Below are 23,282 nucleotides of genomic sequence, written 5' to 3'. Positions count from 1 at the left end.
GCTCTCACCTCTTTAAGTTCTTGGAAATACCTGTAACTAATTCATCCAATGTCAATGGTTTTTTATCAAAAGTAAAATTAGATAATTTATCAGCAAACGTTGTAGCAGTTGGCTTTAATATTTTATGCTTTTTAAGCCACTCATTATCTTCAAATACTTTATCTGGATTTGCATGTTTTATCAACTTTCCATTTTCCATTACTAAAACATCATCTGCATATTTTGCTACATCATCCATATTATGTGTAACTAAAATTACAGTATGTCCTTCTTGCTGATATTCTTTAAATAAATCCATCATTTGTTTTCGAGCGTGGGGATCTAAGCCAGCCGCTGGTTCATCAAGACATAAAATATCTGGTTCATATGCCATAACTCCTGCAATAGCCACTCGTCGCATTTGACCCCCAGACAAGTCAAAGGGAGACTTCTCAGAAATATCTTCTGATAATCCAACTTTTTTAATCCATTTATGCGCTAATTGAATAGCGTCTTGTTCATTATAACCAAAGTTTTTAGGACCAAAAGCTATATCATCAATAACCGTATTTTCAAATAATTGTGCTTCAGGAAATTGAAAAACTATACTCACATGCTTACGCAGTTCTTTTAAATGCTTATTTGAAGTTTGATTATTAATATTATATCCAGCAATAGAAATATTACCACTGCTTGGTTTAAGTAATGCATTAAAATGCTGCATTAAGGTAGACTTTCCACTTCCAGTATGTCCAATAATTGCTATAAAATTTCCTTGCTTCAATTCAAAACTTACATTATTTAGACCCCTTTTTTCAAGAGGAGAACCAGGTGCATATATATAATCTACATTGTTGAATTTAATTGACATAAATATTTCACCAGCTCTTTCTCTGATTGTATATCATTAGGAATAGAGATATCTTTTTCTATTAATTTTTGGCGAAGCTTAAATTCAAATGGTATATCCAAACCAAGCTCATGCAATAATTTATCTTTGGTAAAAATAACTTTAGGTGTCCCTTTAGAAATAAGCTTACCATCATTTAAAACTATTACTTCATCTGCAATTGCGGCTTCATTAATATCATGAGTAATTGAAATTACTGTTAAATTATTTTGTTCCTTTAAATTCTTAATGATAGTTAAAATTTGTTCTCTACCTTCGGGATCAAGCATTGAAGTTGATTCATCTAAAATAATTATTTTAGGTTTAACTGCCAAAACTCCCGCAATTGCTACACGCTGTTTTTGACCACCTGAGAGATTGGATGGCTCCATATTAGTATAATTAGACATCCCAACACTTTTTATAGCCTCAGACACGATTTTTTGCATTTCTTGATGAGGAACTCCACGATTCTCAAGTCCGAACGCAACATCATCAGCAACTGTAGCACCAACAAACTGATTATCCGGATTTTGAAAAACAATTCCAACTCTATCTCTAATATCCCATACAGTATCTTCAGTTAATTTAATTCCATCAACTTCGATATAAGTATCATCACTCTTATCAGGAACTAATAAGCCATTAATCAGTCTGGTAATTGTTGATTTGCCACTACCATTATGTCCAATAATTGTAGTCCAAGATCCTTTTTCTATATTCAAATTTAAATTATCTATCGCAGCTTTATGACTACCTGGATAAGTAAAAGTTACATTGTGCAATTGAATTATATTTTTATTTGGCATATTATCCACCACCTTAAAACATATTCTAATTGTACCAGTTTGTACCAAAAAAAGAGTAAAAAAAATCACCCATGAAGAGGGATGATTGTCATCATCTAAGCTAGACTAAGCTTTCGCCATCATCATCGCGCTTATTCTCACTTTCATGGATAATTCTTAATAGCTATTAAGTTTTTGTTATTCTATAAATTAAACTAATTCAAGAATAACCATTGGAGCAGCATCACCTTTACGAGCTAATGCTAACTTCATAATTCTGGTGTAACCACCATTACGATCCTTGTAACGAGGTGCAATATCGCTGAAAAGTTTTTGCAATGCTGACTTAACAACAACTGCATCTTTTTCTTCTTTAACATCAGCAATTTCATCACGTACAAATGCAGCAGCCTTTCTTCTAGCAGCTAAATCGCCACGCTTACCTAAGGTAATCATCTTTTCGGCTGTCTTACGAATTTCTTTGGCACGTGCTTCAGTAGTAACAATGCGTTCGTTAATGATCAATTGAGTAGTCATTTCTCTAAGCATTGCTTTTCTATGTGCACTATCGCGACCTAATTTACGGTATGCCATGAGTTTGCCTCCTTTATTTGCCTACTTAGTTAATCTTCTTGACGAAGTGAAAGTCCTAAGTCTGCTAATTTGTTCTTAACTTCTTCCAATGATTTACGTCCCAAGTTACGTACACGCATCATATCTGCTTCAGTCTTATCAGTTAACTCTTGCAAAGTATTAATACCTGCACGCTTTAGGCAGTTATATGAACGAACTGAAAGATCAAGCTCTTCAATTGTCATTTCAAGCTTCTTTTCTTTCTTATCGTCTTCTTTTTCCACCATTACTTCGCTGAATTTAGCATTTGCGTCAGCAGATTCAAACACCTTAAAGTGTTCTACTAAAATTTTAGCAGCAAAACTGAGGGCGTCATTAGGGTTGATTGAACCATCAGTCCAAATCTCTAAAGTGAGCTTGTCAAAGTCATCTCTCTTACCAACACGAGTTGATTCAACTTGGTAATTAACTTTCTTAATTGGTGAGAAAAGAGAATCAACTGGAATAACACCAATTGGCATGTCTTCACTCTTATTGTCACTTGCAGGAACATAACCGCGGCCATTTTTAACAGCGATTTGCATATGCAAATGTCCACCTTCAGCAATGGTACAGATATATTGATCAGGATTCAAAACTTGAACATCCGCATCAACTTTAAGATCATCAGCAGTCACAGTAGCTGGACCTTCAACATCCAACTCAATAACCTTTTGTTCATCAGAAAAAGACTTTAACTCAAGCTTCTTCAAGTTAAGAATAATCTTGGTTACATCTTCTCTAACACCCGGAACTGTTGCGAACTCGTGTAAAACGCCATCAATTTGAACGTAAACAAGTCCTGTACCCGGAATCGAAGTCAATAATACTCTACGTAAAGAATTACCTAAAGTTGTACCAAAGCCTCGTTCAAGTGGTTCAACAACAAACTTACCGTAAGAATCTTCTTGTTCAACAACGGTAATATTTGGTTTTTCAAATTCAATCATTACTAGGCCCCTTTCAAAACGCAACGTCCCATATTAAGGACAAAATTAAACACGACGACGTTTTGGTGGTCTGGAACCATTGTGGGGAACTGGCGTAACGTCACGAATTGCAGTAATTTCAAGACCAGTTGCTTGAAGTGATCTAATAGCAGATTCACGACCAGCACCAGGACCTTTAACAGAAACTTCAACATGTTTCATACCTTGGTCCATTGCACTCTTAGCTGCTGCTTCAGCTGCCATTTGAGCTGCGAATGGAGTAGACTTACGACTACCCTTAAAGCCCAATGCACCAGCTGATGACCAAGCAACTGCATTACCTTGAACGTCAGTAATCATGACTAAAGTATTATTAAACGTAGAATGAATATGAGCAACGCCGCTTTCGACATGCTTCTTCACACGACGCTTACGTGCTGTTTTAGGCATCAATAAACCTCCTTATAACTTATTAACGATTTCTCTTAGTACCCTTACGAGTACGAGCATTGTTCTTAGTGTTTTGACCACGAACTGGAAGTCCACGGCGGTGACGCATACCACGGTATGAGCCAATATCAACTAAACGCTTAATGTTCATGCTGATTTCACGACGTAAGTCACCTTCAACACGGTACTTGTCAACTTCTGAACGAAGCTTTTCTTGATCTTCTGGAGTCAAATCCTTTGAACGGATGTCTTCAGAAACACCTGCATCTGCACAAATCTTCTTAGCTGTTGGTTCACCAATACCAAAAATGTATGTTAATGCAACAACGACTCTTTTGTCTCTTGGTAAGTCAACACCAGCAATACGTGCCATAAATTGCACCTCCTATTTTATTTTTAACCTTGACGTTGCTTGTGCTTTGGATTTGCTGGGCAAATAACCATAACACGGCCATGTCTCTTAATAACTTTACAATGTTCACACATTGGTTTAACAGATGGTCTAACCTTCATGTTTACCTCCGTTATTACTTTATAAACCGATACGTAATTCTACCTTTAGTTAAATCGTATGGAGACAACTCAACAGTAACACGGTCTCCAGGCAAAATACGAATGTAATGCATTCTAATTTTACCGGAAACATGTGCCAAAATAATTGCTCCGTTTTCCAATTCAACTTTAAACATAGCATTAGGTAAGGTATCTACTACCTTACCTTCTACTTCAATGACATCATCTTTTGCCAAAGTTGTTCCTCCGCAATTAAACAGTCATACTTTGAAATTATAACACGGAATAGTAATTATACAAGTATAAATTACTTGTCCTTACTTAATACCGCATCAATATCTTCAAAGACTTTCTCTGGAGTTTGTTCACCATTAATTACAGTAAGCAAACCTTTCTTTTCATAAAAGTCCTTCAAAGGTGCATTCATCTTTTCATTAACTTCAAGACGATTCTTAACTACTTCTGGTTTGTCATCTTCACGTTGATAAAATTCATGACTACCACAACGATCACAAGTTCCTTCTACTTTAGGCTTCTTAGAAATCTTATTATAAGTAGCACCACAATTTTTACACATGTATCTTGCTGACAAACGGTCAATCAAAGTTTGTTCGTCTACTTCAAGTGAAATAACATTAGTTAATGGCTTGTTAAGACGCTTAGTAATACCTTCTAAAAGTTCAGCTTGTACAGTTGTTCTAGGAAAACCATCTAAGATAAAACCTTCTTTAATATCAGGTTGACTTAAACGCTCTTCTACTAACTTTGCAGTAACTTCGTCTGGTACCAAATTACCCTTGTCGATATAACTTTTAGCTTCAAGACCTACTTTGGTCTCATTAGCCATTGCTTCCCTAAACATATCTCCAGTTGAAATATGAGTTAAGTGATATTTATCAACAATTCGCTCTGATGCTGTTCCTTTACCAGCACCTGGCAAACCTAAAAGAATTAAGTTAATCATTTTTACGTTCCTATCTGATGAATCCAACATATTCTCTCTTCATTAACAATCCGTTAATTTGACGAGATAATTCAAGAACTACTCCTATTACAATTAATAGACTAGTTCCGCCTAAACCAATAGAACTTGGTAAGTTCCAAAAGTTAGTAGCCAACTGTGGTAAAAGTGCAACTAAACCTAAGAAAACTGAACCAACAGTTGATAATTTCATTAACATTTTTGAAATATAATTCTGAGTATCTTTACCTGGCCAAACACTAGGAATATATGCGCCCTGTTTTTGTAAGTTTTCTGCTAGCTTCTCAGGGTTAACCTGAACGAAAGCATAGAAGAAAGTAAATAAAATAATTAATAGCGTATAAATAATTACTCCAGGAGTTGTTTGTAGGCTAAAGATGTTAGTTAACACTTTAAACCATTGTTGATCGCCATGGCTTCTTTGAAAGGCCATTAAGATTGTTGCTGGTGTAATAATAAATGAACTGGCAAAAATTACCGGAATAACTCCAGAAACATTAACCTTTAATGGTAGAAAACTTTCTGAACCACTAACCGTCGCTCTTCTAGTATATTGAATTGGAATACGACGAGTAGCTTGTTCAACCCATGTAACAAGTTGCGTTACTATAAGGATTGCTACGATTACTCCCACGAAGAACAAAATACCTTGCCAACGATCACTAGCACTATTATTGATAATTTCTTCTTTATAAATTTGCCATAATCCTGCAGGCAATCTTGCAATAATACCTGCAAAAATGATTACCGATACACCATTACCTAAACCTTTGTCAGTTATTTCATCACCAAGCCAGGTAAGTAACATTGTACCAGCTGTCATAATAATGGCAATTTCAATATAGGTTTGTGGAGTTTGATTCTTAACTAAACCCATTTGGGTTAAAGCATTAAATCCAAGAGTAATACCAATACTTTGCACGAAAGCTACAACTAGTGCTAACCAACGAGTTACTTGATTGGTTTTACGTCTACCAACTTCACCTTGCTTTCCCCATTCAACCAGCGTAGGAACAATGTCCATCTGCAATAATTGAATAACAATTTGTGCAGTAATATATGGAGAAACACCTAATGAAAAAATTGAATAATTGTCTAGTCCACCACCAGATACAGTATCCAACATTGGGACCAAACCTGTTTGCGCAACTTGAGTGATCGCCTTTGCATTAACACCTGGAACTGTTATATTAGCACCGATGCGATACAGCAAAAGAATAAATAGAGTAAACCAGATTTTATTTCTGATTTCTTTATCCTTAAAGGCGTTCTTCAAGGTCGAAAACATTAGATCACCTCAACAGTTCCGCCAGCGGCTTCAACTGCTTCTTTAGCAGCTGCTGAAACTTTGTTAACTTTTACAGTTACCTTAGTCTTTAATTCACCGTTAGCAAGTAACTTAACACCTGATAATTCTTTCTTTACCAAGCCATTTTCTTTAAGACTTTCAACAGTTACTTCACTGCCGTCTTCAAACTTGTTTAAGTCATCTAAGTTAATAATTGCGTATTCCTTACGGTTAACATTCTTAAAACCACGCTTAGGCATAGTTCTGAATAATGGCATTTGACCACCTTCAAAACCTAAACGAGTGTGGCCACCTTGACGAGCCAATTGACCCTTTTGACCACGACCAGAAGTCTTACCGTAACCACTTGAAGTACCACGACCAACACGCTTTCTAGCGCGACGTGAACCTTCAGCAGCATGTAATTCATGAAGCTTCATTAAATCGGCACCTCCTTGATAATTCTTATTTATTAATCTCTTCAACTGAGATTAAGTGAGCAATTTTCATTAATGCACCACGTGTAGCAGCGTTATCTGGAAGAACAACGGTACTGCTTACTCTACCCAAACCGAGTGCTTTAACAACTTTTCTTTGGTTTGGAAGACGGTGGGCAACACTTCTAATTAAAGTAACTTTTAAATCAGTCATCTAAAATCTCCCTAATCTGCGCTCTTTACTTGGCGAAGCTTATTAACTTCTTCGCTAGTTCTAAGCTTCTTTAAACCGTCAATAGTTGCACGAACAACGTTGATTGGAGTGTTTGAACCAAGTGACTTTGAAGTTACGTCTGCAATACCAGCCATATCCATAACGATACGTACGGCACCACCAGCAGCAACACCAGAACCAGCTTCAGCAGGCTTCAACAAAATGTTACCGGAACCGTAGTGACCAATTACTTCGTGAGGAATAGTAGTACCAACCTTAGGAACGTTAATCATATTCTTCTTACCAGCTTCAACAGCCTTACGGATTGCTTCAGGAACTTCTTGTGCCTTACCGGTACCAAAGCCTACACGACCCTTTTTATCACCAACGACTACCAAGGCAGCAAATCTCATACGTTGTCCACCCTTAACAACCTTGGTGACACGGTTAATTGCTACCAATTGATCTTCGATATCGTCCTTGTTTCTACGATTATTGCGAGAATCGTTGCGGTTTGCCATGTGTTAATCTCCTTTCCTAGAAATCTAATCCGTTTTCACGTGCGGCATCTGCCAAAGCTGAAATACGGCCGTGGTATAAGTAACCACTTCTATCAAATACAACGTTTGTAATATTCTTAGCCTTAGCTGCTTCGGCAATTGCCTTACCTACAGCTGCAGCTTGTTCTACTTTGTTTGCGTCTTCAGATACAGACTTATCCAAAGTTGAGGCACTTGCAAGCGTTACACCCGCTACGTCATCAATTAATTGAGCGTAGATGTTTTTGTTTGAACGAAAAATACTTAAGCGTGGGCGCTCAGCAGTACCAGAAATCTTACCACGAATACGTTTATGACGCTTTAAGCGTAATTTGTTTTTATCTGGTTTAGAAATCACAATTTCACCTCAAAAATTAACTATTACTTACCAGTCTTACCTTCCTTACGACGTACATATTCGTCAGTGTAACGAATACCTTTACCCTTGTAAGGTTCTGGTGGACGTACGTCGCGGATTTCAGCTGCAAATTGACCAACAGCTTGCTTTGAAATACCTTCAACTTCAATGTCAGTTGCTGAAGGTGTCTTTACTGAAACTCCTTCAGGAGCAGTCATTACAACTGGGTGTGAGTAACCAACATTTAAAGTTAACTTGCTACCTTGAGCTTGTGCACGGTAACCAACACCGATTAACTTCAAAGTCTTCTTGTAGCCATCAACTACACCTTCGATCATAGAAGCCAAGTTAGCTCTTTCAGTACCGTGAAGTGCTTTATCACTTTCACTTGAACGAGTAAAGTTAATTTGACCATCTTCTTGATTAAAAGTAATCTTTGGATCAAAGTATCTAGTTAATTCACCCTTAGGGCCCTTAACAGTAATGTTGTCGCCTTCCTTGGTAACAGTGACACTGTCAGGGACTTCAATAGTCTTTAAACCGATACGGCTCATTGATTGTTCTCCTTTCTGTCAGAATTACCAAACGTAAGCGATAACTTCGCCGCCAACGTTCTTTTGTCTAGCTTCTTTATCGGTAATAACACCAGCAGAAGTAGAAACGATGGCAATACCTAAACCATTAAGAACCTTAGGTAAGTCTTCAGCACTTACATAGTTTCTAAGACCTGGCTTAGAAATACGCTTTAAGCCTGAAATGACACGTTCTCCGTTTGGACCATATTTCAAGAAAACTTTGATGACACCTTGCTTGTTATCATCTGCAACTTCGTAATCGCGAATGAAACCTTCATTCTTCAAAATTTCTGAAATAGATTTCTTCATGTTTGATGCAGGAATTTCAACTGAATCGTGCTTTGCCATGTTAGCATTTCTGATTCTAGTCAAGTAATCTGCGATCGGATCTGTCATGACCATTTATGCTATCCTCCTAACCGTATACTACCAACTAGCCTTTTTAAGACCAGGGATTTGACCCTTGTGTGCTAATTCCTTTAAGCAAATACGGCATAAACCGAATTTACGGTATACGGAGTGTGGACGACCACATCTCTCGCAACGTGTATATTCGCGTGAAGAGAACTTAGCAGGACGATGATTTCTAATTTTTTGTGATGTTTTAGCCATTAATGTCCTCCATTACTTTGCAAAAGGCATACCAAATTGACCTAAAAGTTCACGAGCTTCTTCATCAGTGTTGGCAGTAGTAACAATAACAACATCTAAACCTCTAGTACGGTTTACCTTATCGAAGTCGATTTCTGGGAAAATCAATTGTTCCTTGATACCTAAAGTGTAATTACCACGACCATCAAATGAACGAGATGAAACACCGCGGAAGTCACGAACACGTGGAAGAGAAACATTGATTAACTTATACAAGAAATCATACATTCTATCACCTCTAAGGGTTACCTTAGCACCGATAGACATACCTTCACGTAAACGGAAGTTAGCGATTGACTTCTTTGCTTTAGTGATCAATGGTTTTTGACCTGAGATCAAAGTTAATTCTTCAACTGCTTCATCTAAGTTCTTAGCGTTGGAAACAGCATCACCAACACCCATGTTCAATACGATCTTATCGATCTTTGGTACTTGCATTACTGACTTGTAGTCAAACTTTTCTTCTAATGCAGGCATAACCTTTTCTTTGTATTCTTGAGCTAAATAACTTGCCATGTGTGTCCTCCCCTCTATTACTTACTTTCTGCCTTTGAAATAACCTTAACATTTGATGCGTGAATTGAACCTTCAGATTCAACTACGCCACCATTTGCGTTGGTTTGTGAAGGCTTTTGGTGTTTCTTAATCATATTAACGCCCTTAACAACTACACGGTTCTTCTTAGCGTTAACTGAAAGAACAATACCTTCTTTACCTTTATCTTTTCCGGCAATAACTTTTACCTTGTCACCAGTTTTAACAAACATCAGTGCACCTCACTAACAATTATAAGACTTCAGGAGCAAGAGAGACGATCTTCATAAAGTCGTGCTCACGTAACTCACGTGCAACTGGCCCAAAGATACGAGTACCGCGTGGGCTCTTATCTGCATTAATAACTACGCCAGCATTTTCGTCGAACTTGATGTATGAACCATCTTCACGACGTGCGCCTGATTTTGTTCTGACAATGACAGCTTTTACGACGTCACCCTTTTTGACAACGCCACCTGGTGTTGCTTGTTTAACAGTGGCTACAACAATGTCACCAATGTTACCAGTCTTACGCTTTGAACCACCTAAGACTCTAATAACTAAAAGTTCTCTGGCACCAGAGTTATCAGCAACCTTTAAACGAGATTCGTTTTGAATCACTGTATAATCCTCCCCTCACTAAATCCGCAAAATTAAACAGATTTCTTAACAATCTTAACTAAACGGAAGCGCTTTGTACGAGATAATGGACGGGTTTCCATGATACGAACAGTATCGCCAACTTTAGCTTCGTTATTTTCGTCTTGTGCGTAGTACTTCTTTGAGTACTTAATACGCTTATTGTAAACAGGGTGGTTCTTGTAAGTGTCTACGACAACAGTAATTGTCTTATCCATCTTATCAGAAACTACACGTCCTTGATATACGTGACGACGATTTCTTTCGTTTGATTCGCTCAAGTTAATAGCTCCCTTCCACTAATTTTCTTCTAACGCTTTTTCGCTAAGAATAGTCTTAATTCTAGCGATATTCTTGCGGACTTTGCTCAAGCGAGCGGTATTTTCTAATTGACCCGTTGCTTGTTGGAAACGCAAATTGAAAAGTTCTTCCTTATATTGCTTTTCCTTTTCTAACATTTGATCAGTGGTTAATGCTCTGATATCTTTAGCCTTCATTAGAATTGCCACCTACTTCCGAACTTCTAGTCACAAACTTAGTCTTAATTGGCAACTTAGTTGAAGCAAGTCTTAAAGCTTCACGAGCAACTTCTTCAGAAACGCCACCAATTTCAAACAAAATCTTTTCTCTCTTAACTACAGCTACCCAACCAGCTGGTGCACCTTTACCAGAACCCATACGTACACCTACACCTTTAGCAGTGTATGACTTTTGAGGGAAAATTCTGATCCAAACCTTACCGCCACGCTTCATGTAACGAGTCATTGCAACACGGGCAGCTTCGATTTGACGGTTAGTAATCCAGTGAGATTCGAGAGCTTGTAATCCATATTCACCAAAGGCAATAGTCTTACCACCTTTAGCAGCACCACGCATCTTACCACGGAATTCACGACGGTGTTTTACTCGCTTTGGTACTAAAGGCATTACTTGTTTCCTCCCTTCGCTGGCTTTGAAGTATTCTTAGTAGGTAATACTTCGCCACGATTGATCCATACTTGAACACCAATTTCACCATAAGTAGTGAATGCGTTAACCCAAGCATAATCAATGTCAGCTCTTAAAGTTTGTAATGGAACACGACCTTCTGTGTGCCATTCTCTTCTAGCCATGTCGGCACCGTTCAAACGACCTGAAGTTTGAACTTTAATACCCTTGGCACCAGCACGCATAGATCTTTGAGTAGCTTGACGCATAGCACGTCTAAATGCAATACGAGCTTCAAGTTGACGAGCAATGCTATCAGCAACTAACTTAGCATCAAGATCTGGCTTCTTAATTTCAACAATGTTGATGTGAACTTGCTTGTTAGTCAAAGCGTTCAATTCTTTTCTTAAAGCTTCAACTTCAGAACCACCTTTACCAATAACCATACCTGGTTTTGAAGTATGAATTGAAATGTTGATTCTATTAGCTGCACGTTCAATTTCTACAGTAGAAACAGAGGCATCCTTCAACTTATTTGAAATGAACTTTCTAATACGAAGGTCTTCGTTTAATGTTTCTTTGTATCCTCTGTCAGCATACCATTTTGATTCCCAATCACGGATTACGCCGAGACGAAAACCATTTGGGTTAATCTTTTGACCCATTAATATACCTCCCTTTAATCGTTCTTTTCTGAAACTACTACAACCACATGACTGGTTCTCTTGTTAATAGGAGAAGCCATACCTTTAGCACGTGGACGGAATCTCTTCAAAGTTGCACCTTCATTTACGTAAGCTTCTGAAACGTAAAGATTAGCACTTTCAAGATCGTAGTTGTGTTCTGCGTTAGCAATTGCTGAACGTAAAACTTTTTCAACGATTGGGGAAGCAGCTCTAGGCGTAAATTCCAAGATTGCTAATGCTTCAGCAACGCTCTTGCCACGAATTAAGTCAACGACTAAACGTGCTTTTCTTGCAGCGATACGAACAGTTCTTGCTTCAGCTCTAGCTGAACTAATTTGTTCTGCCATTTAGATGTTTCTCCTTCCTCTATTTTGCTGTAGCCTTATCATCAGCGGCTTTGTGTCCATGGAAAGTTCTAGTTGGAACAAATTCACCTAATTTGTGACCAACCATGTCTTCAGTAACATAAACTGGGACATGCTTTCTACCATCGTAAACAGCTATAGTCAAACCAACAAAAGAAGGGAAAATAGTTGAACGACGTGACCAAGTCTTGATAACTTGCTTCTTATCTGAGTTTTGTTGTGCATCAACCTTCTTTAATAAAGATGCATCAGCAAATGGACCTTTTTTAATACTACGGCTCATTAATTAACCCTCCTTCTATTACTTGCTACCCTTACGGTGACGAATAATTAACTTCTCACTAGCCTTCTTGGCATCTCTAGTCTTAATACCACGAGACTTCTTACCCCATGGAGTCATAGGTTGTGGACGACCAACAGGTGCTTTACCTTCACCACCACCATGTGGGTGATCGTTAGGGTTCATTACAGAACCACGAGATTGAGGACGTCTACCTAACCAACGACTACGACCAGCTTTACCTAATTGAATCAATGAGTGTTGTTCGTTACCAACTACACCAATAGTTGCACGGCAAGTTGATAAAATCTTACGAACTTCACCACTTTGTAATCTCACTAAAGTGTAGTTACCATCTTGACCCAAAACTTGTGCGCTAGTACCAGCACTTCTAACAAGCTGACCACCCTTACCTGGTCTTAATTCAATGTTATGAATTGACGTACCAGCTGGGATGTTCTTCAAAAGCATTGCATTACCTGGCTTAATATCTACAGCTTCGCCAGATTCAATTACAGTACCAACTTTTAGACCCTTAGGTGCTAAAATGTAAGCCTTAATACCATCAGTGTAGTGAAGCAATGCAATGTTTGCAGTTCTATTAGGATCGTATTCGATTGCCTTTACAACTGCCTTTGCGTTGTCCTTGTTACGCTTGAAATCAATGATACGGTACTTTTGCTTGTGACCACCACCACGGTGTCTACTAGTAATGTGACCATATGAGTTACGACCTGCAGTATGTGATTGTGATTCAAGCAAGGTACGTTCTGGCTTGCTCTTAGTAATCTCAGCAAAGTCGGAAGAAGTCATATTACGGCGACCGTTTGTGGTTGGCTTATAAATCTTAATAGCCAATTGACTGACCTCCTATTACTTGTTGTCTTCTTTAGTTTCGTCTTGGAAAATCTTGATGTCGTTTGAATCGTCAGTTAAAGCAACGATTGCTTTTCTACGGCGAGCAGTCTTACCAGTGTAACGACCAACACGCTTGTCCTTACCGCGAACATTCATAATGTTTACGCTCTTGACCTTAACATCGAAGATTTCTTCAACAGCGTTGCGAACTTGAGTCTTGGTAGCAGTTAAGAGCACGTCAAAAGTGTACTTCTTATCATCCATTAAGTTCGTTGACTTTTCAGTAATGACAGGTCTTAAAATGATATCGCGTGCGTCCATTAAGCCAATACCTCCTCAATCTTCTTTACAGCATCTTGAGTTAAGATTAACTTTTCGTAGTTAACTGCATCTTCAACATTCAAACCGTTAACTGGAACAACCTTAACATTAGTCAAGTTTCTTGCAGAAAGCTTTACGTTTTCGTCATCAGAAACAACCAAAACCTTGCCTTCAACCTTCAAGCTGTTTAACATTGACACAAATTCCTTAGTCTTAGGTGCTGACATAGTCAACTTATCTAAAACAATTAAATCTTCATCAATCAACTTTTGGGAAAGAACTGACTTAATAGCCAAACGACGTTGCTTTCTTGGCATATTGTATGCGTATGAACGTGGAGTTGGACCAAATACAACACCACCGCCACGCCATTGTGGAGATCTGATAGAACCTTGACGAGCACGACCAGTACCCTTTTGTCTCCAAGGTTTCTTACCACCGCCGCGAACAGCAGATCTATTCTTAACCTTTGAAGTACCTTGACGCTTACCTGCTCTTTGTCTAATGATTGCGTCAAAAATTACGCTTTCGTTAGGTTCAACAGCAAATACTTTATCGTTTAAAGTAACTTCACCGGATTCCTTACCGTTTTGATCGATAACCTTTAAATTAGCCATTCTAGTCCTCCTTCCTATTTATCAGCTTTAACAGCCTTAGAAGCAGACTTAACAGTAATTAATGAGTTCTTGGCACCTGGAACGTTACCCTTGATCATTAATACATTCTTATCTGCTACAACTTTTTCAATTACTAAGTTTTCAATAGTAACTGTCTTAACGCCCATGTGACCTGGCAAACGCTTGCCCTTAGGCACACGGTTAATGATTGAACCCATTGAACCAGGAATTCTGTGGTATCTTGAACCGTGAGTTTCTGGACCTCTGGATTGACCCCAACGCTTAATGTTACCTTGGTATCCATGACCTCTAGTAGTACCAGTAACGTCTACGACGTCACCTTCCTTAAATGTATCCACAGTAACTTCTGAGCCGACTTCATAGTCCTTAAGCTCAACACCGCGAATTTCTCGAATGAAGCGCTTAGGTGAAGTCTTTGCCTTTGCAGCATGACCTTGTTCTGGCTTGTTGCTCAAAACTTCACGCTTATCTTGGTAACCTAATTGAACTGCTTCGTAACCGTCTGATTCAACAGTCTTAACTTGCATAACAACGTTAGGAGTTGCTTCAACAACAGTTACAGGAACAAGGATACCATCTTTAGTAAAGATTTGAGTCATACCAACTTTTCTTCCTAAGATTCCTTTGGTCATGATTACACCTCTTTCTATTTTTTAGTTATTATAATTTAATTTCGATGTCTACGCCACTTGGAAGATCAAGTTTCATTAATGAATCAACAGTCTTAGGTGTTGGATTCAAAATGTCGATCAAACGCTTGTGAGTACGCATTTCAAATTGTTCACGTGAGTCCTTGTTCTTGTGTGGTGAACGAAGAACAGTAAACAAAGTTCTTTCTGTTGGAAGAGGAACTGGACCTGAAATTTCTGCACCAGTTCTCTTTGCAGTAGCTACGATCTTAGCAGCTGATTCATCGAGAATACCATGTTCGTATGACTTAAGTCTAATACGAATTGATTGACTTGCCATTAAATTACCTCCTTAACGTCTTCTTTAATAAGATGACTAGCTCGGCAAAAATTCCCCGCACGCCTCTGTGGCAATGCAGCCTGGCGTGCCGCAACCTTTTACGTCAACGCTTTACAACAAATTAAGCATTAGGGTACTTATTTAACCCTCAAATGCACAAAGACTATTGTACTTGCTACAGCCGCAAATATCAAGGGGGTTATTTCATTTTCTTGATTTTTTTACAAAAAAAGATTGTCGACTATATCGACAATCTTTTTAAATCAATAATATTAATTAAGCTTCGCCGCCGCGCTTCTTAATAATTTCATCTTGAATTGACTTAGGAGTTGGTGAGTAGTGGTCAAATACCATAGTGAAAGTACCACGACCTTGAGTTGATGAACGCAAAGTAGTTGCGTAACCAAACATTTCAGAAAGTGGAACCATAGCATTCAATACCTTAGCACCTGAACGGTCTTCCATACCGTCCATAGTACCACGACGTGCAGTAACTGAACCCATAACGTCACCTAAGTATTCTTCTGGGGTAATTACTTGAACCTTCATAATTGGTTCAAGAACTACAGCACCAGCCTTAGAAGCAGCATTCTTCAATGCAAGTGAAGCAGCAACCTTGAAAGCAGCTTCTGATGAGTCGACTTCGTGGTAACTACCATCGTAAAGCTTAGCCTTAACATCAATCAATGGGTAACCTGCAAGAACACCATTCTTCATAGCTTCTTGAAGTCCAGCATCAACTGAAGGGATAAATTCACGAGGAACAACACCACCAACGATAGCGTCTTCAAATTCGTAACCTTTACCTTCTTCATTTGGAGTAAAGTCAATCCATACGTCACCGTATTGACCCTTACCACCAGATTGACGAACGAACTTACCTTGAGCCTTAGCTTCCTTGGTGAAGGTTTCACGGTAAGCTACTTGTGGTTCACCGATAGTTGCTTCAACGTGGAATTCACGCTTCATACGTTCAACCATGATTTGAAGGTGCAATTCACCCATACCAGCAATCAAGGTTTGACCAGTTTCAGCGTTAGTTTCTGCCTTGAAAGTTGGGTCTTCTTCAGTAAGCTTTTGAAGAGCAACATCAAGCTTGTCACGGTCAGCCTTTGACTTAGGTTCGATTGAAACTTGGATAACTGGGTCTGGAATTTCCAAACTTTCCAAAATAAGTGGACGCTTAGGATCAGTTAATGAATCACCAGTAGTAGTGTTCTTCAAACCGATAGCACCAGCAATATCACCTGAGAATACTTCTGGAATTTCAGTTCTTGAGTTGGCGTGCATTTGAAGCAAACGACCAACACGTTCACGACTGTCCTTTGAAGCGTTCAATACGTATGAACCTGATTGAAGTGAACCAGTGTAAACACGAATGAAAGTCAAACGACCAACAAATGGGTCAGTAGCAATCTTAAATGCTAAAGCTGCAAATGGATCCTTGTCGTTAGCCTTAAGTTCTACTTCTTCACCAGTCTTTGGATCATGAGCAACGTAAGGCTTAACATCTAATGGTGATGGTAAGTAATCAATAACACCATCAAGCATCATTTGAACACCCTTGTTCTTAAATGCTGAACCAGCAAATACTGGGAAGAAGTCTAAGTTAATAGTTGCTTTACGGATAGCAGCCTTTAATTCTTCATTAGAAATTTCTTCACCGCCAAGGTATTTTTCCATGATGTCATCATCAACATCAGCAACAGCTTCAATTAATTCACCACGACGCTTTTCAGCTTCTTCCTTGTATTCATCAGGAACTGGAACAGTATCCCACTTAGAACCAAGTTTATCTTCGTCGTAGATATCAGCTACCATGTCGATTAAGTCGATAACACCTTCAAAAGTATCAGCTGAACCAATTGGCATTTGAACTGCGTGTGCATTAGCGTTCAAACGTTCATGAAGAGTTTCTACTGAGTGATCGAAGTCAGCACCGATCTTATCCATCTTGTTAATGAAAACAATACGAGGAACACCGTAAGTTTCAGCTTGACGCCAAACATTTTCAGTTTGTGGTTCAACACCAGCTTGTGCATCAAGAACAGTTACAGCACCATCAAGAACACGAAGTGAACGTTCTACTTCGATAGTGAAGTCAACGTGTCCTGGGGTATCGATGATGTTAATTCTGTAATCTTTCCATTGAGCAGTAGTAGCTGCTGAAGTGATAGTAATACCACGTTCCTTTTCTTCTTCCATCCAGTCCATTTGTGAATCACCTTCGTGAGTTTCACCAATCTTGTGGATTTTACCAGTGTAGTAAAGGATACGTTCAGTAGTGGTAGTCTTACCCGCATCAATGTGGGCCATGATACCAATATTACGTGTTTTTTCTAATGGAAATTCACGCTTGTTAGCCATAGATATATAATCTCCTTAAAAAAATAAAAGAACAAATTAGAAGCGGTAGTGTGCAAATGCACGGTTTGCTTCAGCCATGCGGTGAACATCTTCACGTTTCTTAACTGCTGAACCAGTGTTGTTTGATGCATCGATGATTTCGTTAGCTAAACGTTCATCCATAGTGTGTTCATTACGTAAACGTGCGTATGAAACAAGCCATCTTAAACCTAAAGTAGTTCTTCTTTCTGGACGAACTTCTACTGGGATTTGGTAGTTTGAACCACCGATACGACGAGCTCTAACTTCCAATACTGGCATAACATTGTTCATTGCTTCTTCAAAAACATCAAGTGGTTCTTTGCCAGTCTTGTCCTTAACAATAGTGAAAGCATCGTAAAGGATTGAAGAAGCCTTTGCGCGCTTACCGTCAAGCATTAAGTGGTTGATGAGCTTAGTAACAAGCTTTGAGTTGTAAACTGGATCTGCTAAAACGTCTCTCTTAGTTACATGTCCTTTTCTAGGCATTATTTAACTCCTCCTTAACCTTTCTTAGTACCGTACTTAGAACGGCTTTGCTTTCTGCCATCAACACCAGCAGTGTCAAGAGCACCACGGATAATGTGGTAACGTACACCAGGAAGGTCTTTTACACGACCACCACGAATCAAAACAACAGAGTGTTCTTGCAAGTTGTGGCCTTCACCTGGAATGTATGCAGTAACTTCAATCAAGTTTGAAAGACGTACACGAGCATACTTACGTAAAGCTGAGTTAGGCTTCTTTGGAGTCATAGTACCCACACGAGTAGCAACCCCACGCATTTGTGGAGCTGGGTTGAATACTAATTCCTTCTTCATACTGTTGTAACCGTAGTTCAAAGCTGGTGACTTTGATTTAGTCGTTTTTGAGTGACGACCTTTTCTTACCAATTGGTTAATGGTTGGCATTAAAAATTTCCTCCTAAATTCATCTATTTTGTTCACACATCCGGGAGTTTCTTTTTTACTCGCGGAAAGACTGTTCAAAACATACAACAACCATTGTACTCGGTTTTTGAAAGAAATCAAACCCATTTACAGTATTTTTTTATTTTTTTACGTATTTATTCCCTGAGGTGAAACAATTGAACAATATTTTTTTAATTAGTAATTTCTTTATCGGAAGCTGTTTAGCTTCACATGCATATGTTATATACGACCGCTTTTATCAAGGAAATTATATTTTAGACAGATCAAAATGCACTTATTGTCACACTGAATTAAATATATTAGAAGAAATACCTGTTTTTTCTTATATATTTCTTCATGGACAATGCTCTACTTGCAAATTCAAAATACCTGCCGAATTATTTTTTATAGAATTAATTGGTGGTTTTTCATTTTCAAATTGTGACTTTGCTACAACTAACGGAATAACTACTGCAATTTTAATATTCTCAATCTTGCTTTGTACAATTTTTGATTACTACAGTCAAGAATTTCCTACAATTTGCATCATACCTGCAATTATAGTTTCACTTTATAATTTTTCTTCTTTTACTACATTAGATTTAATGCAATCAGTTCCTATATTTATAGTATTGCTATTTTATGTGTATAAACAAAAACTAGGAAGTGGCGACTTAATTTTATATTTAATATTAGTATTTTATTTTCATGCTGAGTTCGCTAATTATACTTTTTTATTAGCATCTTTATTTTGTATTGTGCATTACTTTTTAAACAAAAAAAGAATAGATAAGAATCAGCAAATTGCTCTTTTTCCTTATCTATTCCTAAGTTTGATTATATTTTTGATGTAAAAAAATGCCCCTATTTATCATAGGAGCATTTTTTGCTATTAAGCTTTTGGCTTTTCGGCCTCATCTTTTTCTTTCATTTGCTTTTCAATGTCAGCAATTGAGTAAACAGACTTTGGCTTCTTTTTAGCATCAGATTGTGGTTCCATACTACGGTAAACTGGCATACCAGTACCAGCTGGAATAATCTTACCAATAATAACGTTTTCCTTAAGACCAAGGAGTGGATCGTTTTTACCTCTAATAGAAGCATCAGTAAGAACACGAGTAGTTTCTTGGAAGGAAGCAGCAGACAAGAAACTGTTTGTTTCAAGGGCTGCCTTAGTAATACCCAAAATAACACTTTGAGCAGTCGCAGGAATACCACCTGAAATAATAACTTCCTTGTTACGGTCTCTAAATTGACCGATATCCATAACTTCACCTGGTAAGATATCAGTTTCACCTGGATCAAGTACACGAACTTTTTGAAGCATTTGACGAGTCAATACTTCGACGTGCTTATCAGCGATATCTACACCCTGCATTCTATAAGCTTTTTGTACTTCAGCTAAAATGTACTTTTCAGTAGTTAAAGTATCCGTTACTTGAATCAATTCCTTAGGATCAACAGAACCAAGAGTCAACTTGTCACCACGGTGAACTTCATCACCTTCGCTAACTGCTACAGAAGCAGTGTAAGGAACACTGTAACTTCTAGTATCAATTTTACCCTTAACAGTAATTTCGCGAGTATGTTCTGCTGGATTTTCTTGAATTGAATCAATAATACCATCAACTTCAGAGATAGTTGAACGACCCTTAGGATTACGTGCTTCAAACAATTCTTGAACACGAGGTAACCCTTGAGTAATATCTTCTGCACCGGCAACCCCACCGTTGTGGAAAGTTCTCAAAGTAAGCTGAGTACCAGGTTCACCAATTGATTGAGCAGCAACAGTACCTACTGCTTCACCAACTTCAACTTCTTCACCAGTAGCCAAGTTCATACCATAACACTTACGGCAGACACCGTGTGGAGTATCACAAGTTAAAATTGAACGAATCTTAACATGAGTTACACCAGCATCAACAATCTTGTGAGCCATATTTTCATCCATCATAACATCCGGACCAACAATAGCTTCACCAGTCTTAGGATCCTTAACAGTTTCAGCAGTGAAACGACCAACCAAACGATCAAAGAGTGGTTCAATCATTTCATCGCCTTCCATGATAGAGTGAACAGTAATACCACGATCAGTTCCACAGTCATCTTCACGGATAATAACATCCTGGGCTACATCAACTAAACGACGAGTAAGGTAACCTGACTGAGCAGTCTTTAAGGCAGTATCAGTCATACCTTTACGAGCACCGTGAGTAGACATGAAAAGTTCTTGAACTGATAAACCTTCCTTAAAGTTTGAAGTAACTGGAATTTCGAACAATCCACCGTTAGGAGTGGCCATCAAACCACGCATACCAGCAAGCTGAGTAAAGTTTGAAATGTTACCACGGGCACCAGAGTCAGCCATGACAGTGATTGGGTTACGTGGATCATAAATTTGGGCGATTTCATTTTGAACTTCGTCCTTACATGCATTCCAAATACTAATTACTCGATCATGACGTTCTTGTTCAGTAATAAGACCACGTCTAAATTGTTTAGAAACAACATCAACTTGCTTGTGAGCTTTTTCTACCTTCTCATCCTTATCAGTGATTTCCGGAACATCGTTCATACCGATAGTAATACCAGAAATGGTAGAACTTGTGTAACCTAACTCTTTTAAGTCATCCAAGTATTCAGAAGTTCTTTGAACTTTGTAGTACTTGTAAATAGTTGCAATAGAATCTGATAAGAAGTCTTTCTTAAATGGTGTTGCAATTAAATCAGCAGCAATATCATCAATCTTCTTATCAATGTCTTCGCCCTCTTCTAAGAAATACTTAGCAGCAAGTGGATTGTTTAAGTTTTCCTCAGTTGGTTCATTAATGTAGAAGTAATCATCTGGGAAAATTTGGTTAAATACAACCTTACCATAAGTGGTAATGAAGATTCCATGTTCCTTACCTTCTGGCCATGGCTTATCTGGCATTGAATCAGCTGACATACCAATGATAGTGTGGTAGTGAATATCACCATTAGCATATGCTACAGCAGCTTCTGCTGGTGAACTAAAGATCATACCTTGACCTTCACGACCCTTTTCAGCTTGAGTCAACCAGTAGTTACCCAATACAACATCCTGTGAAGGAGTTACGATTGGCTTACCATCCTTAGGTGCCAAAATATGGTGAGCAGCAAGCATAAGCAAACGTGATTCTGCAACAGCTTCATCAGACAAAGGAACGTGAATAGCCATCTGGTCCCCATCAAAGTCAGCGTTGTAGGCTTCACATGCAAGCGGGTGAAGTCTAATTGACTTACCTGGTACCAAAACTGGTTCAAAGGCTTGAATACTCAAACGGTGAAGAGTAGGTGCACGGTTCAAAAGAACTGGACGTTCTTTAATAACATCTTCAAGTACATCCCAAATATCATCATCTTCACGATCAATCTTACGCTTAGCATTTTTAATGTTAGATGCAATCTTACGCTTAACTAATTCGTGCATTACAAATGGCTTAAATAATTCAAGAGCCATTGGACGTGGGACACCACATTGATAGAATTTCAATTTAGGTGAAACATCAATAACTGAACGACCAGAGTAGTCAACACGCTTACCAAGTAAGTTTTGACGGAAACGTCCCTGCTTACCCTTAAGCATGTGAGAAAGTGATTTAAGTGGACGATTACCTGGTCCAACAACTGGACGACCACGACGACCATTATCAATTAAGGCATCAACTGCTTCTTGAAGCATACGCTTTTCGTTTTGAACAATAATATTTGGAGCGTTCAAATCAAGTAATCTCTTCAAACGATTGTTACGGTTAATTACACGTCTATATAAATCGTTCAAATCAGAAGTAGCAAAACGTCCACCTTCAAGTTGAACCATTGGACGAAGATCTGGCGGAATTACAGGAACTGCATCCATAACCATCCATTCTGGTTTATTACCAGAATTCTTAAATGCATCCAAAATATCCAATCTTCTAATTGCACGCGTACGTTTTTGACCAGTAGCTGTTTGAAGTTCTTTCTTCAAATCAGCTACTTCTTTAGCTAAATCTACCTTCTTAAGCAATTCACGAATAGCTTCAGCACCCATTTTAGCTTCAAAACGGTCACCATATTTAGCTTTTTGTTCGCGATATTCTGCTTCAGTCAGTAATTGCTTAGGTTCTAAATCTGTATCACCTGGATCAATTACGATGTATGCTGCAAAGTAAATAACTTCTTCAAGAAGTCTTGGAGAAATATCCAAAACTAGACCCATACGTGATGGAATACCCTTAAAGTACCAAATATGAGTTACTGGAGCTGCGAGTTCAATGTGACCCATACGTTCTCTTCTTACTTTAGCAGAAGTAACTTCAACTCCACAACGATCACATACGATACCACGGTATCTAACACCTTTGTACTTACCACAAGCACATGACCAATCTTTTGTTGGTCCAAAAATTCTTTCATCAAATAAGCCATCTTTTTCTGGCTTCAAAGTACGGTAGTTGATGGTCTCTGGTTTTTTAACTTCACCATATGACCAGCTTCTGATCTTGTTAGGTGATGCAAGACCAATTTGCATACTTTCAAACTTATTTACGTCGATCAAAAGT

36 protein-coding genes are annotated in these 23,282 nt (G+C 38.3%); 1 reads left to right on the top strand and 35 read right to left on the bottom strand.

Going from position 1 to position 23,282, the window contains the following annotated elements; genetic code table 11:
• Nucleotides 1-4: 4 nt before the first annotated feature.
• The 34 genes from FOD82_RS01915 to rpsL all read right to left on the bottom strand — a co-directional run bounded on the left by FOD82_RS01915 (nt 5) and on the right by rpsL (nt 18,717).
• Nucleotides 5-850, bottom strand: coding sequence for an energy-coupling factor transporter ATPase (locus FOD82_RS01915; protein WP_144354815.1), 846 nt, complete (start codon nt 848-850; stop codon nt 5-7).
• Nucleotides 826-1,677 (bottom strand): energy-coupling factor ABC transporter ATP-binding protein, encoded by an 852-nt coding sequence (locus tag FOD82_RS01910; RefSeq protein ID WP_144354814.1) that lies wholly within the window; start codon nt 1,675-1,677, stop codon nt 826-828. Before FOD82_RS01910 ends, FOD82_RS01915 begins: the two co-directional genes overlap by 25 nt.
• Before the next feature lie 189 nt (nt 1,678-1,866).
• Nucleotides 1,867-2,250, bottom strand: a complete 384-nt coding sequence (gene rplQ, locus FOD82_RS01905) for a 50S ribosomal protein L17 (protein WP_144354813.1) — start codon at nt 2,248-2,250, stop codon at nt 1,867-1,869.
• Between the two features lie 29 nt (nt 2,251-2,279).
• On the bottom strand, nt 2,280-3,218 hold the full coding sequence (locus tag FOD82_RS01900) for a DNA-directed RNA polymerase subunit alpha (protein WP_144354812.1): 939 nt from the start codon (nt 3,216-3,218) through the stop codon (nt 2,280-2,282).
• A gap of 45 nt (nt 3,219-3,263) precedes the next feature.
• A complete protein-coding gene (gene rpsK / locus FOD82_RS01895; protein ID WP_004045557.1) occupies nt 3,264-3,647 on the bottom strand; it encodes a 30S ribosomal protein S11 in 384 nt (127 codons plus the stop codon).
• Nucleotides 3,648-3,669: 22 nt separating this feature from the next.
• The gene (gene rpsM / locus FOD82_RS01890) at nt 3,670-4,020 is read right to left on the bottom strand and encodes a 30S ribosomal protein S13 (protein ID WP_144354811.1); all 351 of its coding nucleotides are present in this window, start codon (nt 4,018-4,020) and stop codon (nt 3,670-3,672) included.
• A 23-nt stretch (nt 4,021-4,043) separates the two neighbouring features.
• Entirely contained in the window at nt 4,044-4,160 is a 117-nt protein-coding gene (rpmJ, locus tag FOD82_RS01885) for a 50S ribosomal protein L36 (protein WP_002878160.1), read from the bottom strand.
• 14 nt (nt 4,161-4,174) lie between these two features.
• On the bottom strand, nt 4,175-4,396 hold the full coding sequence (gene infA, locus FOD82_RS01880) for a translation initiation factor IF-1 (RefSeq protein ID WP_004045559.1): 222 nt from the start codon (nt 4,394-4,396) through the stop codon (nt 4,175-4,177).
• A 71-nt stretch (nt 4,397-4,467) separates the two neighbouring features.
• Nucleotides 4,468-5,124, bottom strand: a complete 657-nt coding sequence (locus FOD82_RS01875) for an adenylate kinase (RefSeq protein ID WP_144354810.1) — start codon at nt 5,122-5,124, stop codon at nt 4,468-4,470.
• Nucleotides 5,125-5,134: 10 nt separating this feature from the next.
• A complete protein-coding gene (gene secY / locus FOD82_RS01870; RefSeq protein ID WP_144354809.1) occupies nt 5,135-6,430 on the bottom strand; it encodes a preprotein translocase subunit SecY in 1,296 nt (431 codons plus the stop codon).
• Nucleotides 6,430-6,870: a 50S ribosomal protein L15 gene (rplO, locus tag FOD82_RS01865; protein WP_144354808.1), complete on the bottom strand. Its 441-nt coding sequence runs from the start codon at nt 6,868-6,870 to the stop codon at nt 6,430-6,432. Before rplO ends, secY begins: the two co-directional genes overlap by 1 nt.
• 25 nt (nt 6,871-6,895) lie before the next feature.
• Nucleotides 6,896-7,081, bottom strand: a complete 186-nt coding sequence (gene rpmD / locus FOD82_RS01860) for a 50S ribosomal protein L30 (protein WP_144354807.1) — start codon at nt 7,079-7,081, stop codon at nt 6,896-6,898.
• Nucleotides 7,082-7,092: 11 nt separating this feature from the next.
• Complete coding sequence (gene rpsE / locus FOD82_RS01855) at nt 7,093-7,602, bottom strand: 30S ribosomal protein S5 (protein ID WP_144354806.1); 510 nt, start codon at nt 7,600-7,602, stop codon at nt 7,093-7,095.
• Nucleotides 7,603-7,618: 16 nt separating this feature from the next.
• The gene (gene rplR / locus FOD82_RS01850; protein WP_144354805.1) at nt 7,619-7,978 is read right to left on the bottom strand and encodes a 50S ribosomal protein L18; all 360 of its coding nucleotides are present in this window, start codon (nt 7,976-7,978) and stop codon (nt 7,619-7,621) included.
• A gap of 23 nt (nt 7,979-8,001) precedes the next feature.
• Complete coding sequence (gene rplF / locus FOD82_RS01845; protein ID WP_144354804.1) at nt 8,002-8,532, bottom strand: 50S ribosomal protein L6; 531 nt, start codon at nt 8,530-8,532, stop codon at nt 8,002-8,004.
• Between the two features lie 24 nt (nt 8,533-8,556).
• A complete protein-coding gene (gene rpsH, locus FOD82_RS01840) occupies nt 8,557-8,955 on the bottom strand; it encodes a 30S ribosomal protein S8 (protein WP_144354803.1) in 399 nt (132 codons plus the stop codon).
• 24 nt (nt 8,956-8,979) lie between these two features.
• Nucleotides 8,980-9,165 carry a type Z 30S ribosomal protein S14 gene (locus FOD82_RS01835; protein WP_103660821.1) on the bottom strand — a complete coding sequence of 62 codons (186 nt, stop codon included), beginning with the start codon at nt 9,163-9,165 and terminating at the stop codon, nt 8,980-8,982.
• Between the two features lie 12 nt (nt 9,166-9,177).
• On the bottom strand, nt 9,178-9,720 hold the full coding sequence (rplE, locus tag FOD82_RS01830; protein ID WP_144354802.1) for a 50S ribosomal protein L5: 543 nt from the start codon (nt 9,718-9,720) through the stop codon (nt 9,178-9,180).
• 17 nt (nt 9,721-9,737) lie between these two features.
• Nucleotides 9,738-9,971 (bottom strand): 50S ribosomal protein L24, encoded by a 234-nt coding sequence (rplX, locus tag FOD82_RS01825; RefSeq protein ID WP_144354801.1) that lies wholly within the window; start codon nt 9,969-9,971, stop codon nt 9,738-9,740.
• Nucleotides 9,972-9,990: 19 nt separating this feature from the next.
• On the bottom strand, nt 9,991-10,359 hold the full coding sequence (gene rplN / locus FOD82_RS01820) for a 50S ribosomal protein L14 (RefSeq protein WP_090092306.1): 369 nt from the start codon (nt 10,357-10,359) through the stop codon (nt 9,991-9,993).
• A gap of 32 nt (nt 10,360-10,391) precedes the next feature.
• A complete protein-coding gene (rpsQ, locus tag FOD82_RS01815; RefSeq protein WP_004045575.1) occupies nt 10,392-10,658 on the bottom strand; it encodes a 30S ribosomal protein S17 in 267 nt (88 codons plus the stop codon).
• Nucleotides 10,659-10,676: 18 nt separating this feature from the next.
• Entirely contained in the window at nt 10,677-10,874 is a 198-nt protein-coding gene (gene rpmC / locus FOD82_RS01810) for a 50S ribosomal protein L29 (RefSeq protein ID WP_008472651.1), read from the bottom strand.
• Nucleotides 10,864-11,304, bottom strand: a complete 441-nt coding sequence (gene rplP / locus FOD82_RS01805) for a 50S ribosomal protein L16 (protein WP_144354800.1) — start codon at nt 11,302-11,304, stop codon at nt 10,864-10,866. Before rplP ends, rpmC begins: the two co-directional genes overlap by 11 nt.
• Complete coding sequence (rpsC, locus tag FOD82_RS01800) at nt 11,304-11,969, bottom strand: 30S ribosomal protein S3 (protein ID WP_144354799.1); 666 nt, start codon at nt 11,967-11,969, stop codon at nt 11,304-11,306. The genes rplP and rpsC overlap by 1 nt, the downstream gene beginning before the upstream one ends.
• A gap of 14 nt (nt 11,970-11,983) precedes the next feature.
• Complete coding sequence (rplV, locus tag FOD82_RS01795; protein WP_144354798.1) at nt 11,984-12,337, bottom strand: 50S ribosomal protein L22; 354 nt, start codon at nt 12,335-12,337, stop codon at nt 11,984-11,986.
• Nucleotides 12,338-12,356: 19 nt separating this feature from the next.
• Nucleotides 12,357-12,638 carry a 30S ribosomal protein S19 gene (gene rpsS / locus FOD82_RS01790; RefSeq protein WP_144354797.1) on the bottom strand — a complete coding sequence of 94 codons (282 nt, stop codon included), beginning with the start codon at nt 12,636-12,638 and terminating at the stop codon, nt 12,357-12,359.
• A gap of 18 nt (nt 12,639-12,656) precedes the next feature.
• Nucleotides 12,657-13,493 (bottom strand): 50S ribosomal protein L2, encoded by an 837-nt coding sequence (rplB, locus tag FOD82_RS01785; protein ID WP_144354796.1) that lies wholly within the window; start codon nt 13,491-13,493, stop codon nt 12,657-12,659.
• Between the two features lie 15 nt (nt 13,494-13,508).
• On the bottom strand, nt 13,509-13,814 hold the full coding sequence (rplW, locus tag FOD82_RS01780) for a 50S ribosomal protein L23 (RefSeq protein WP_144354795.1): 306 nt from the start codon (nt 13,812-13,814) through the stop codon (nt 13,509-13,511).
• Nucleotides 13,814-14,431, bottom strand: a complete 618-nt coding sequence (rplD, locus tag FOD82_RS01775) for a 50S ribosomal protein L4 (RefSeq protein ID WP_144354794.1) — start codon at nt 14,429-14,431, stop codon at nt 13,814-13,816. The genes rplW and rplD overlap by 1 nt, the downstream gene beginning before the upstream one ends.
• 14 nt (nt 14,432-14,445) lie before the next feature.
• Nucleotides 14,446-15,084: a 50S ribosomal protein L3 gene (gene rplC, locus FOD82_RS01770; RefSeq protein WP_144354793.1), complete on the bottom strand. Its 639-nt coding sequence runs from the start codon at nt 15,082-15,084 to the stop codon at nt 14,446-14,448.
• A 28-nt stretch (nt 15,085-15,112) separates the two neighbouring features.
• A complete protein-coding gene (gene rpsJ / locus FOD82_RS01765) occupies nt 15,113-15,421 on the bottom strand; it encodes a 30S ribosomal protein S10 (RefSeq protein WP_144354792.1) in 309 nt (102 codons plus the stop codon).
• A 276-nt stretch (nt 15,422-15,697) separates the two neighbouring features.
• Nucleotides 15,698-17,788 (bottom strand): elongation factor G, encoded by a 2,091-nt coding sequence (fusA, locus tag FOD82_RS01760; RefSeq protein WP_144354791.1) that lies wholly within the window; start codon nt 17,786-17,788, stop codon nt 15,698-15,700.
• 36 nt (nt 17,789-17,824) lie between these two features.
• A complete protein-coding gene (gene rpsG / locus FOD82_RS01755; protein WP_144354790.1) occupies nt 17,825-18,295 on the bottom strand; it encodes a 30S ribosomal protein S7 in 471 nt (156 codons plus the stop codon).
• 14 nt (nt 18,296-18,309) lie between these two features.
• Nucleotides 18,310-18,717 carry a 30S ribosomal protein S12 gene (rpsL, locus tag FOD82_RS01750; protein WP_004045589.1) on the bottom strand — a complete coding sequence of 136 codons (408 nt, stop codon included), beginning with the start codon at nt 18,715-18,717 and terminating at the stop codon, nt 18,310-18,312.
• Nucleotides 18,718-18,893: 176 nt separating this feature from the next.
• On the opposite strand from rpsL, the gene FOD82_RS01745 reads away from it, so the two are divergent.
• Nucleotides 18,894-19,571 (top strand): prepilin peptidase, encoded by a 678-nt coding sequence (locus FOD82_RS01745; RefSeq protein ID WP_186277700.1) that lies wholly within the window; start codon nt 18,894-18,896, stop codon nt 19,569-19,571.
• A gap of 38 nt (nt 19,572-19,609) precedes the next feature.
• Here the strand turns inward: FOD82_RS01745 and rpoC are convergent, their stop codons facing one another.
• On the bottom strand, nt 19,610-23,278 hold the full coding sequence (rpoC, locus tag FOD82_RS01740; RefSeq protein WP_144354788.1) for a DNA-directed RNA polymerase subunit beta': 3,669 nt from the start codon (nt 23,276-23,278) through the stop codon (nt 19,610-19,612).
• Between the last annotated feature and the right edge of the window lie 4 nt (nt 23,279-23,282).

It is taken from the genome of Lactobacillus sp. LL6, assembly GCF_007570935.1.
Classification (GTDB): Bacteria; Bacillota; Bacilli; order Lactobacillales; family Lactobacillaceae; genus Lactobacillus.
Note: the sequence above shows the minus strand (reverse complement) of the source record. Positions and strands in the feature narration are given on the sequence as shown.